The 12574-nt window shown below is 56.6% G+C and carries 9 protein-coding genes and 1 pseudogene; 3 read left to right on the top strand and 7 right to left on the bottom strand.

Translation table 11 applies throughout. The features are described 5' to 3' along the window. The first annotated feature begins 4 nt into the window (after positions 1-4). Entirely contained in the window at positions 5-1936 is a 1932-nt protein-coding gene (locus tag ACX1CU_RS00425; protein WP_459400714.1) for a methyl-accepting chemotaxis protein, read from the top strand. Positions 1937-2043: 107 nt separating this feature from the next. After that, positions 2044-2715, top strand: a complete 672-nt coding sequence (gene yiiM, locus ACX1CU_RS00420; protein WP_459400713.1) for a 6-hydroxyaminopurine reductase — start codon at positions 2044-2046, stop codon at positions 2713-2715. A 51-nt stretch (positions 2716-2766) separates the two neighbouring features. Here the strand turns inward: yiiM and ACX1CU_RS00415 are convergent, their stop codons facing one another. Continuing rightward, positions 2767-3129 carry a YibL family ribosome-associated protein gene (locus ACX1CU_RS00415; RefSeq protein ID WP_459400712.1) on the bottom strand — a complete coding sequence of 121 codons (363 nt, stop codon included), beginning with the start codon at positions 3127-3129 and terminating at the stop codon, positions 2767-2769. A 77-nt stretch (positions 3130-3206) separates the two neighbouring features. Further along, positions 3207-4664, bottom strand: coding sequence for an aminotransferase-like domain-containing protein (locus ACX1CU_RS00410; protein ID WP_459400711.1), 1458 nt, complete (start codon positions 4662-4664; stop codon positions 3207-3209). A 142-nt stretch (positions 4665-4806) separates the two neighbouring features. Between ACX1CU_RS00410 and ACX1CU_RS00405 the strand changes: the two are divergent. Further along, positions 4807-5400, top strand: a pseudogene (locus tag ACX1CU_RS00405) (LysE family translocator); the annotation flags it as partial. Positions 5401-5404: 4 nt separating this feature from the next. Here ACX1CU_RS00405 and ACX1CU_RS00400 read toward each other — a convergent pair. From ACX1CU_RS00400 to ACX1CU_RS00380, 5 genes are all read right to left on the bottom strand, one after another. Continuing rightward, positions 5405-5965, bottom strand: a complete 561-nt coding sequence (locus ACX1CU_RS00400) for an MltR family transcriptional regulator (protein WP_156293496.1) — start codon at positions 5963-5965, stop codon at positions 5405-5407. 262 nt (positions 5966-6227) lie between these two features. Beyond that, positions 6228-7385 carry a mannitol-1-phosphate 5-dehydrogenase gene (locus ACX1CU_RS00395; RefSeq protein ID WP_459400710.1) on the bottom strand — a complete coding sequence of 386 codons (1158 nt, stop codon included), beginning with the start codon at positions 7383-7385 and terminating at the stop codon, positions 6228-6230. A 62-nt stretch (positions 7386-7447) separates the two neighbouring features. Next, positions 7448-9364 carry a PTS mannitol transporter subunit IICBA gene (locus tag ACX1CU_RS00390; RefSeq protein ID WP_459400709.1) on the bottom strand — a complete coding sequence of 639 codons (1917 nt, stop codon included), beginning with the start codon at positions 9362-9364 and terminating at the stop codon, positions 7448-7450. A 574-nt stretch (positions 9365-9938) separates the two neighbouring features. Then, positions 9939-10658 carry a DUF3053 domain-containing protein gene (locus tag ACX1CU_RS00385; protein ID WP_459400708.1) on the bottom strand — a complete coding sequence of 240 codons (720 nt, stop codon included), beginning with the start codon at positions 10656-10658 and terminating at the stop codon, positions 9939-9941. Between the two features lie 304 nt (positions 10659-10962). Further along, positions 10963-12564 (bottom strand): gamma-glutamyltransferase family protein, encoded by a 1602-nt coding sequence (locus ACX1CU_RS00380; protein ID WP_459400707.1) that lies wholly within the window; start codon positions 12562-12564, stop codon positions 10963-10965. Positions 12565-12574: the final 10 nt, after the last annotated feature.

Genomic DNA, 12574 nt, shown 5'->3' with positions numbered 1-12574 from the left:
TCTTATGGCGGCACTGAAGACATTGGCAGGAAAGTTCGTTCATCTCAGCGTGGGTAAAAAGCTTTCGTTGGGATTTAGCCTGATTTTATTACTGGCCATCATTATCGCCAGCACCGGGGGTTATTATCTTCGCCTCATTGAATCGCGCACCGAACGCATCGATTTCAGCTATCAGATAACCAGCGAAATCAGCCAGGCGAAATACGCACGCGCGATGTTCGGCCAAACCTACAAAATCGACTATCTGAACAGCAACCGCACGCATATCGAGAATGTGGTCAAGCTGATCAATCATGCGCAGGAACTGAATTGGGACCCACAAAGCCGTAAAGAGTTGGAATCGCTGAAAGAGTTGATGGGCAAGTATCAGCAGCAGCGAGATAGCTTCCAACAGGCGGTGACAAAGAAAGATGCCGTGCGTGCCACCTGGAATATCGCAGAAGTGCAAGACAGCTTAAGCCAGATCGAACCGCAGTTGGCCCAAGGCGATCTGCCGTTGGCTTTTGCCCAGATCAACCAGAAGCTGACCTCTATTCGCTATGGTACACGCGGCCTGTTGCTGAGCCCGAACCAGGAGTCGGAAGCGTTGTTGCTGAGCGCTATCGACGATGCCCGCAGCGCGGCCAATGGGTTCAGCCAGCGTTTAGCAGAAACCGATCGGCCATTGCTGCAACCGTTGCTGGCGGCGCTGGATGAATACAAAGACCGTATTGCGGCCTACCTGCCCGCCTATAACCTCGAGCAAAAGCTCAGCCAGGAACTCGGCAATACCGCTCAGAAAGTCGATACGCTGATCGGTGTGTTTATGAAAGACGAGTTGGCGCAAACCAACAGTAATATCGATGCCGCCCAGATCCAGATGGGCATCATTACCGTGATCGCGATTCTCGCGGGCCTACTGGTGTCATGGCGCATCACCTTGCAAATGACTCGTCCGCTGCGCACCACGCTGGCACTGGCAGAACGCATTGCCACCGGCGATTTGCGCCAGGTGCAAACCAGCACCCGCCGCGATGAGTTGGGCCAATTGCTGAATGCCGTGGCGGCCATGAGCCAGAATCTGCGCGATATGATCGAGAAAATCCAGATGGGTGTCAGCCAGGTGTCCACCGCCGCCGGGGAGATTGCCGCAGGCAATACCGATCTCTCCTCACGTACCGAGCAGCAGGCGGCGGCAGTGGAAGAAACCGCCGCCAGTATGGAGCAGCTCACCGCCACGGTGAAGCAGAATGCCGAAAACGCGCATCATGCCAATCAGTTGGCAACCGATGCCTCACAAACCGCACAGCAGGGTGGCCAGTTGGTGAGCCAGGTTGTCAGCACGATGCGTGATATTTCCGGTAGTTCACAGCGGATCGCCGAAATTACCACCCTGATCAACGGCATTGCCTTTCAAACCAATATTCTGGCGCTGAACGCGGCGGTGGAGGCGGCGCGAGCCGGTGAGCAGGGGCGTGGTTTCTCAGTAGTGGCCAGTGAGGTGCGCAATCTGGCTCAACGCAGTGCGCAGGCGGCGAAGGAGATTGAAGGGCTGATCGCCGAGTCCGTCAGCCGCGTACAAACCGGCACCGCCTTGGTGGAAAACACCGGCAATACCATGGAGCAGATCGTCCGTTCGGTCACGCACGTGCGCGATATCATGGCGGAAATTGCCGCCGCTTCCGACGAGCAAACGCGTGGTATCGCGCAGATCGGCCAGGCGATCGTGGAAATGGATCACACCACCCAGCAGAACGCCGCTCTGGTGGAAGAGTCCGCCGCCGCCGCAGATTCGCTGGAAGAACAGGCGGAAATGCTGCTGCAAAGCGTTTCGGTGTTCCGTTTGGCAGAGCACTCTGAGCCCGTCGAGGCGAAAACGGTGCTGGTCAAATCACCGCTGGCAGCAAAACCGCGGGAAACCTCCACCTTAGCGGAAAACAACTGGACCACTTTCTGACGCGTCCCACACTTGAAGCAAGTCAGGCAGGTTAGGCTGTTGCTATCTGCCCACTCAGGGTACTCTGGGTTATGTCCCTGGTTTGCACAATGAAAGTGGAGGTTATTATGCACCACCCTGAGGTTTATACCGGCAGCATCCAACCTTACGCAGATATGCGGCCCAGCGCGATTGCCAAACGCCGGGTCGAAGGCGCAGTGATACTCACTCCGCTGGGTTTAGTGGGGGACGAACAGGCAGAAAAAGCCCACCACGGTGGGCCGGATCGCGCGCTGTGCCACTATCCGCGAGAACATTACGCCCACTGGCGCAAGCAGTTCCCGGCACAGGCCGAGCTGTTCCATGCCCCGGCGTTTGGCGAAAACCTTTCTACCCAGGGCCTGACCGAAGATAACGTGTTTATGGGCGATATCTATCGCTGGGGGGATGCGCTGATCCAGGTCACTCAGCCACGTTCGCCGTGCTTCAAACTCAACGCGCATTTCGCGATCGATTATCTCTCGGTGCTGATGCAACAAGGCGGCCGCTGCGGCTGGCTATATCGTATCATTTCGGCGGGAATGGTCAGTGGCGATCGGCCGCTCGAGTTGGTCACCCGCAGCAGCGACATTTCCGTCGCCGAGGCAATTAGCATTGCCTGGCACCTGCCGTTCGACGAAGAGCAGTATCGCCGCCTGCTGGCGGTGGCCGGGCTTTCTGCCAGTTGGAGTAAAACCATGCTGATGCGCATTACGGCCAGCAGAATTGAAGACTTCAATCGCCGTTTGCTCGGCCACTAAAGCGGGGTAGAGAGCGCCTGGGGAACAGCGTTCCACCCCAGGCACTTACGATCAGAAGGCTTTTTTCGCGTAACCGGTGACCGCTTTCAGGCCCATCTCACGGCCCAGCGCCGTCATCGGATGCACCACGATCAGGCCGCGTACGTTTTTCTTCAACGTACCCATATCCGCCTGCTCTTTCTTGGTGATCTCACGGCTGAACGGCAGTTGGCTTAGTTTTTGTGCTTCTGCACTCAGCTTCTCCACGCGCACGTGTTTCAGGCGTTCAATTTCTGCCGCCAGCTTCTCTTTTTCTTTGGTGTGCTGGGCGATCAGGTCGATATTGCCCTGTTGGATCACCACGGTGTCTTTATGGTTCAGTGCGTCCAGCAGGTCGCTAAGGCGCTTAATCTCTGCCTTTTCTATCTCTTTCATGGTCTTTGGCCTGTTTGTGCCGCTATCGGCACGCTAAAAATGATGCTGGCAGTATAGCAAAACGCCGATCGTTCGTCTTACGCAATTCCGGCTGGCAGCCCGCTCATTTCGCAGGCCTTGGCCCCCACGCGCGCCAGCGCCTGGGTGTAGCGGGCATCAAACGGGTAACAGCAGGAAAGCCGCAGCCCGTTGCGATAACGCCCGCTGGGGGAATACAGCGTACCCGGCGTCAGGCAGATCTGTTCTTCAAGCAACTGATGGAACAGCGCTACCGAATCTACCGCCAGCGGGAACTCAACCCAGAACACAAACCCCCCTGCGGGCTGCGTCGCCCGCGTGCCGCGCGGGAAATGACGGGCGATCAGCGCTCTGGCCTCTTCCACCTGTGCGGCATAACGTTTGCGCAGGTTGCGTAAATGATGATCGTAACCGCCCGCTTCCAGGAACATCGCCAAGGTTTCCGACAATAGCAGTGACTCTGACATAGACGAGACCGCTTTCAGCTTGTGCAACGCTTCGCTGAAGCGCCCACCGGCCACCCAACCAATACGGAAATCCGGCGCCAGCGTTTTGGTAAAACTGGAGCAGAACAGCACCCAGCCATCGCGATCGAACGCCTTCACCGCCGGGCTGAGCGCACTACCGAATTGCAGTTCGGCATACAACCCATCTTCGATCAGCGGCACCTGGTGATCGTTCATCAGCCGCGCCAGGCGTTTTTTCGCTGCCAGCGGCATGATGCACCCGAGCGGATTTTGCACCGTCGGCATGGCGATCACCGCATTGAGCCGCTTTTCTTGCAGCAGCAGTTCCAGCGCATCCAACGACAAACCGTGCTGCGAATCGGTGGGGATCTCCAACGCCTTCAGCCCCAGGCTGGCGAGCAGCGGCAGCAGGTAAAAATAGGTTGGGGATTCCAAGCCAACGCAGTCACCCGGCTTGGTGGTGGCGCGCAGCGCCAGTTGCAGCGCCTCCATGCAGCCGTGCGTCAGGGTGAGGTCCTCTGGCTCCAGCAACATGCCCAGAGTCATTGAACGCCGGGCGATCTGCTGGCGCAACCGCAGGCTCCCGGGCGGTAACGCGTATTGCCCGATCAGATTGGGCTGGCGGCGCAGCTGTGAAGAGAGCATGCGTCCCAGCTTGCTACCGGGATAAAAATCGCTGGTTTGCGGGCAGGCCAGCGACAGATTGGTAAATGCCGGATTCTGCTGGGCGGCGAACACCGTATCGATCAATGCCAGCACGTCATCCGCCGGTTTTTCTATCCGGTTACTGGGGGCCGATGCGGTTTTCAGCGCTGGTAACGTGGCGCGCACATAGAAACCAGACTGTGGCCGCGCTTCGATCAGCCCACGGTCTTCCAACTGGCGATAAGCCGCCACCACGGTATTGATACTGACGCTATGGGTCTGCGCACAACGCCGTACCGAAGGCAGGCGGCTGCCGGGCAACAGGGTGCCACGGCGAATCGCCGCCGCCAGCGTATCGGCCAATTGCCGGTAACGAATTTCCGGGATCTCATCGAGCAGGGTCACAGTTTGGCTCCAGATAATGGGTACAGTTTAAAAATAGCGAAACTGTAACCATAACAATACTGTATTTCTGGTTCTGTCACCACTCCCCCTCGGCCCTTATGCTGATAACCAACCCGCATCTCTACCCTTTAGGAGCTTTTCTATGCTGGATTCAGCCTTTGTCAGTTACGTTACCGTGATGTCGATTACCCCCGGCCCCAACAACCTGTTGCTGGCGTCGTCCGGCGTCAACTTCGGCATCCGCCGCACCTTGCCGATGTTATTTGGCATCGTAGCGGGCTGTGCCGTACAGGTCGCGCTGACCATCACGTTGCTGACTGCAACCCTCAGTTGGGTGGGCGCAGTTCGTTTCCCGTTGGCCGTCGTGGGCTGTACCTATCTGTTGTGGCTATCGTGGAAACTGTTCAAAGCCGCTTCACCGGATGCCAAACAGCAGGCGCAGCCGATGCGCTTTATCAATGGCGCGCTGTTTCAGGCGATCAACCCGAAAGTCTGGCTGATGGCGATTAACGTGGCGATCCTGTTTGCCCCACGCGAAGGAGCCACGCTTAGCCAAACGCTGCTGATCATTGCCAGCTTCAGCGCAGTGAATATTCCCTGCATTCTGATTTGGGCATTGATGGGCGATCGGCTGCGCCACGCGCTGCGCGTTACCTGGAAGCTGAGAGTGTTTAATGCGGTGATGGCGGGTTTGATGGCCACAACGGCATTGTGGCTGCTGTTTGATGAATGGCGTTTGCTTAAGGCTTTTGCGCACCCAGCGGGGAAAGGCGGGAGGGTTGTTTGGCACCAATACCGGCCAGCAACTCCGTTACCGACAGCACCATGGTGGAACGCACCATCTGCTGGTAACGCTGGTGCTGCATGGCAATCAGCGATTCATCCGCTTCGCCAGGTTGCAGAAAGGTCGGCACCGGCGGCAAAGCGCTGACGCAGTGCAGTTCACTGAAAGGGCCAAGGATTTCGTCATCGATAAAGCGGTATTCCGAACCGTCGTGATTCAGCTCTTCACGCATCGCCATCAGCAGTTCGGCATCTTCATATTCATGGCGTGAAATCACGCCCAAGCCATACATCAGCTTGAGACGGACCGACAGTTCGCCCAGCGGCCCTTCGCCGGACAATAGCGGTTCGACGGCATATTTCACCGCGTAGTCATCTTTGCGGAATACCTGAACCACCAAGACGTTAAGCGCTTCTGCCAGCAGATCGACCGCTGCAATCAGAAAACTGCGCACCGTCTTGCCTGCATTCAGCTTTTCCAACACTTTGTTTTCAAATGCCTGTGCTTGTTCCATCATCGCTTTTCGAATGGCGTGGGGAGAGTACTTTAACACTCTATTGTTCATCAATCGTTGCCACTAGGCTTTATTGACGCGATCCGTTGGCGAACGGACTGCGCAGCGTACACGGAGTAAGTACAGAGGTCGAGCATCACTCTTATGCAAGGCTAACCCGTTCCCTCTCCTTTGGGGAGTGGATTAGAGTGAGGGGGGAGATCACCGTACTCAATCCCCTCACCCCGGCCCTCTCCCACACGGAGAGGGGGGTCACATGCCCAACCTACTTAGGCTGCTGCATGGCGTTATAGGCAGCGACCGCTTCGCTCACCACGGCGCTGTCAGCCGGTAAACCGGAGATTTGTACCAGCGCGGCTTGTGGCCCCAGCGTTGCCAGCAGTTCCACCAGCTCTTTGGCTTGAGGATCCTGCTCACTGCGATAACTCATGGCGGCGGCAATACCCTGGATCAGATTGGCATGCGGCAGGCCATATTCCAGCGTACCCAGCAGCGGCTTGATCAGGCGATCGCCCGCGCTCAGCTTACGCAGCGGCTGGCGGCCAACGCGCTCTACGTCATCGTGCAGATAGGGGTTTTCAAAGCGTGACAGGATTTTGTTGATGTACGCTGCGTGCTTGTCGGCCTCAAAACCGTAACGCTTGATCAGCACCGCACCGCTCTCTTCCATCGCACCTTTTACGGTCTGGCGAATCGCTGGATCAAGGATAGCATCGCGAATGGTCAGCAGATTAGCCTGCTGGCCAAGATAGGCGGTGATCGCATGGCCGGTGTTCAGGGTAAACAGCTTGCGCTCAACGAACGCCATCAGATTGTCGGTCAGTTCCATACCGGCAATCGCCGGTGGCACGCCCTTGAACTGGGTTTGATCGACAATCCATTCGCTGAAGGTTTCTACCGTCACTTCCAGCGGATCGTTGCTGCCTGCCTCTGCTGGCGGCACGATGCGGTCAACGGCGGAGTCAACAAAGCCGATATGCTGCTCAACCCAGGCCTGCTCATCCTGCGGCAGTGCGTCGAATACGTGCTGCTTCAGTTGGCTGGTGCCGCGCACCATGTTTTCACAGGCAATGATGTTCAGCGGCTGGGTATTGCCCTGCTGATGGCGTTTAACCAGCCCTTTAGCGATTGTCCCGGCGATTCTTGCCAGGATCTGCGGGCCAACGGCGGTGGTGACGATATCCGCGGTGGCGATTAACGCCACCACCTCTTCGCTGCCGCTGTTAACGGCGCTGACGTTGTTCACATTCTCAACGCGCGCCTGCTCACCCACCACATGAACCTGGTAGCTTTTGCGCTTGTTCAGCTCATCCAGCACCGTCTGGTTAACATCAGCAAAAGTCAGTTCGGCATGTGCATCGGCAAGCAGCTTGCCGATAAAACCACGGCCGATATTCCCGGCTCCGAAGTGTAATGCTTTCATATTCCTACCTTTATTAATGTAGAAGGGTGCAGCAAGCTGCACCCTTTAAAATGATTCTGTTATCAGGCTTTCTTGCCGCCGAGCAGATCCAACACTTCCTGCACGCTGGTGGTATTCGCCAACCGCTCGATCACGGTGTCGTCATCCAACGCATTGGTCAGGCTGGTGATCACCTGGATATGTTCGTTGTTGCGCGCGGCAATACCGATGACCAGGCGCGCCACTTCATCTTCTTCGTCACCGAAGCGCACGCCATGCGGATACTGGCAGAACACCACACCGGTGCGCAGCACGCGGTCTTTGGCTTCAATGGTGCCATGCGGCACGGCAATCGACTCGCCCAGATAGGTGGAAGTCAGCTTCTCACGCTCCAGCATCGCCGCAACATACTCAGGCTCAACGTAGCCGCCTTTCACCAGTTGCTCGCCCGCAAAGCGGATTGCCTGCTCTTTGTCGGTGGCATGCAGGTTGAGGAATACATTGCTTTCGCTCAGTTTGAACAGGTTCTGCTCACCGGCTTCAAAGCTGTCGTCCAACGTGGCGATCACTTTCTGCTCGGTTTCGCTGGTTTTGTTAGCCGCCACCAGACGCGCGGTCAGATCGTTGTACAACTGGCTGTCGAGGAAGTTGGTCAGCGAAATGTGCTGGGCCTGCGGCGCATGGCGCATCGCACGCTCGGTCAGATCGCGGTGGGTAATCACCAGATCCACATCTTCCGGCAGGTTGTTGATCGCGCAGTTGGTTACGGAGATATGTTTCAGCCCAGCGTCTGCCACTTTCTTGCGCAGCACACCGGCACCCATGGCGCTGGAACCCATACCGGCGTCACAGGCTACGATGATTTTACGCACGGTGTTCAGATCGCCATCTGCCGCTGCATTCGCTGCTTTGCCGCCTTTGGACTGTGCTTTCATGTCCTGAATACGACGGGTCGCTTCTTCCAGGTCATCTTCTTCTTTCACTTTCGAGGTTTTCAGCAGGAAGCCAGAAACCAGGAAGGAAACCAGGAAGGCCGCGAAGATCGCCGTCAGGTTGGCGAAGTAGGCACCTTTTGGCGTCATTGCCAGCACCGCCAGGATAGAGCCCGGAGAAGCTGGGGAAACCAAGCCTCCGTTCAGCACGGTCAGGGTAAACACGCCGGTCATGCCACCCAGAATGACCGCCAGAATCAGGCGTGGGTTCATCAGCACATATGGGAAGTAAATCTCATGGATACCCCCCAGGAAGTGGATGATTGCCGCACCGCCCGCAGACTGCTTGGCACTGCCACGGCCAAAGAACATATAAGCCATCAGTACGCCCAGACCCGGGCCTGGGTTGGCTTCGATCAGGAAGAAGATTGACTTACCGGCTTCGGTAGCCTGCTGGATACCCAGCGGCGAGAAGATACCGTGGTTGATGGCGTTGTTCAGGAACAGGATTTTCGCCGGTTCAACGAAGATCGAGGTCAATGGCAGCAGGTTGTTAACCACCATGATATGCACGCCAGCCGCCAGAATCTTGGACAGCGCTTCGACCAATGGGCCAATGGCAAGGAAAGCGAGGATCGCCAGCAGCATACCGATGATACCGGCAGAGAAGTTGTTCACCAGCATCTCGAAGCCGCTTTTGATCTTACCGTCTACCCAGCGGTCAAAATGTTTGATCGCCCAGCCACCCAGCGGGCCAACAATCATGGCGCCGAGGAACATCGGCATATCGGCCCCGACGATCACGCCCATGGTGGTGATAGCACCCACCACACCACCACGCTCGCCGCCCACCAGTTTACCGCCGGTGTAACCGATCAGCAGTGGCAGCAGATAGGTGATCATTGGGCCAACCAGCTTGGCTAACGTTTCGTTAGGCAACCAACCGGTAGGAATGAATAGCGCAGTGATGATACCCCAGGCGATGAATGCGCCAATGTTGGGCATCACCATATTACTCAGGAAGCGGCCAAAGTTTTGAACTTTAACCTTGATATCTGGTGAAAACATAAAACACACCCCTATTGTTACGCGCTGACAATAAGAGCGCGTGATAATTGTTGTAACGTTCCAGCCATGTTGATGCTGTATGCGAAACGGACTCTACCACGCTCTTTTTACTGCGCGAACCTCTCGATAAAATTGTGACGCATATCACACATAACACCCCCATGATCAGGCATTTATCGTGATGCAAATCACATTTATCCAGTGTAAAAAAAGCACAACAGGACGTTAATCGCATTAAACACAGCAAAAACGTGATACAAATCACAATTTAACTTCGGGTATTTGTTTTTAAATTGTGACATTAATCACAATTTATTTTACATCCGCTAACCGGACCATGGCCAGAAAGCGCATCTTCCCTGTGGGCACGCACTCCGCCAGCCGTTAACCGTGGAGCGAATGAAAGAAAACTACATTAAAAGAAGTGATGAATCGGCGGTATTGCACCTAGTTGAAGTGTAGTACAGAAGTGCTGAGGGGAAGTGCGGCAAGTCATGAGAAAAAATGGGAGTTATGTGGGTAGACCAACACCTTGGCCCACCCACATCGTTCAATGCGCAGCGGCGTTTTCGCCCTATTGCATTACCGCTTGCACGGCTTTTTGTGCGTTCAGAAAATCCGGCTGCTTGGCCACCAGGCTCGCCATCATGGTGTTGTACTGCGTCGCCTGCTGCTGGGTGCGGAACTGTACGCCGCCATTGTTGAAACTGACCTGATTGCCCTGCGCCTGGAGGAAATCCCCGACCTGTACCAGCTCCTGCACGAAGCTGGCCGTGGTTGGAATGGCTGGCATCAAGGCATTGGCCGGTGCGGTGACAATTTTGTCATACGCCTGATTGTAAACCGCTTTCAGATCGTCCGGCTGTTTCAAGGTGGCACGCGCGGTGTCTGCCTGCGTTTTCGCCGACTGGATCTGCTGCCCTAACAGGTTTAACGCGCCCACCGACTGCTTCAGGTTATCGCGCTTGCTCATATAATCCTGCGCGGTGTGGATCTGGTTAATCTGGTCCAGCACCGGAGTCAGGCTGGCATCAACCGACTTCGACAACTGCTGGGAAAAACTGACCAAAATGGCGTAATCACCGGCATAGTTGCCGAATTTCTGTTTCTGATCTTCGCTCAGCGTCGGAATGCTCACGCCGCTGCGCATAACCGTATTCTGTAAGTAATCAACGAATGCCTTGCGTTGTTCTGGCTCTTTATCGCCGCAGGCGGTCAATTGCATAACCACCAACAATGCCAACACCGGTGCCAACCAACGCGCGAAACCTCTGCTCTGGATCCCTACCGCCATGTGACATAACTCCTATTTAAACGTCTCTTTTATCAGGCTCCATACCCTTTACTGCTCTCCATGCGCCTCTCCCCATCGTATCTACCTACAGATTCTTTGGGCCTACAAGAATAGATCAACTGGATGCGATGCGATACGCGATTCGGCTTTCTGGGCACATTCAGGCGCTAAATGCGTCGTTTTACTGAGTAGGGGTGTTGGGATGAAGGTAGAAACAGGGCCGAATCTCTTCGGCCCTCAGACGACTAATAAAGCCTGTTATTAGGGAGAGCGCCCCTCGGTGCGCTAGGCCCGCGTATCTCGACTAAAACACCAGCGCCTGCCCGTCTTTGCGGCTTTCGGTGGCCGCAATATAGAACCCCTGCGGATCGCGGATAATCGCCTGCGCCCCGCCGAAGCTGTAAGTTTGCAGCGGATCTTCCAGCACCACGTTATGGCCCATGGCCCGCAGCGCCGCCAGCGTATTACGATCCATCGAAGGCTCGACGATCACCTCACGCCCGGCGACGATCCGCCAGCGCGGTGCGTCGATCGCCGCCTGCGGGTTCTGCTTATGCAGCATAATGCGCAGCGCCATCTGCAAATGCCCCTGCGCCTGCATCGGCCCGCCCATCACGCCGAACGACATCAGCGGCTGCCCGTTACCATCCAAAGCAAACGCCGGGATGATGGTATGGAACGGGCGCTTGTTACCGGCCACCACGTTCGGATGTTGTTTATCCAAAGAAAAACCGGCACCGCGGTTTTGCAGGCTGATGCCGGTGCCCGGCACCACTACGCCTGAACCGAAGCCCATATAGTTGGACTGAATAAACGACACCATCATGCCGCTGGCATCGGCGGTGGAGAGATACACCGTGCCGCTCTGCGTCGGCGCGCCGAAGGTAAAGTCACCGGCTTTTTGTGGATCGATCAGCGCCGCACGCGTTTTCAGGTAGCTGTCACTCAGCAGGAGTTCGGCCGGGAATTCCATGTGCTGTTCGTCAGCCACATAGCGCTCGAGATCCGCCAGCGCCAGCTTCATGGCTTCGATCGACAAATGCAGCCATGCCACAGAATCCGGCTGATAGCGGCCAATATCCCACTGTTCAAGAATACCCAACGCAATCAGCGTGGCGATCCCTTGGCCATTAGGCGGCAACTCATGCACCGAGCCGCCGGCAAACGGGCGCGATATCAGGTCAACCCAATCAGCCCGATGATTTCTCAGATCGTCCATGCTCAGCGCCGCGTTATGCTCACGGGCAAAAGCCACCATCCTTTCCGCCAGTTCGCCACGGTAAAAAGCTTCGCCCCGGGTAGCGGCAATTTTTTCCAGCGAATTGGCCTGATCGGGGTTACGGAACAGCTCACCGGCGCGCGGCGGCTTGCCGTTTGGCGCGAAGCAGGCGCTAAAACCGGGCTGATCGCGCAGCTTGTTATAGCCGCGCTGCCACAGCGCGCCGATCAACGGAGAAACCGGGAAACCGTTGCGCGCATAATCAATAGCAGGCTGCGCCAGCGTGGTGAGCGGCAGGGTCGCGAAGCGTTCCGCCAACGCCACCCAGGCGGAAACCGCACCCGGCACCGTTACCGCATCCCAGCCTAGTTCCGGCATGGCTTGCAGCCCGGCAAAGGTTTCCGGTGACCAGGCGCCCGGCGCGCGGCCAGACGCATTTAACCCGTGCAGCTTTTTGCCGTCCCAGACGATGGCAAACGCATCGCTGCCGATACCGCAACCGGTAGGTTCCACCACGGTTAAGGCGATGGCGGTGGCGATCGCCGCATCCACCGCATTGCCGCCCTGCTGCAACATACGCAACCCGGCCTGTGCCGCCAGCGGCTGCGAAGTCGCTACCGCATTCGCTCCCATCATCGGCACGCGCCAGGATGGGTAACCCTGGCTAAAATCCCATTCTCCACTCATCACTCTTCCT

The sequence above is a fragment of the Serratia sp. D1N4 genome, from assembly GCF_054552755.1.
Note: the sequence above shows the minus strand (reverse complement) of the source record. Positions and strands in the feature narration are given on the sequence as shown.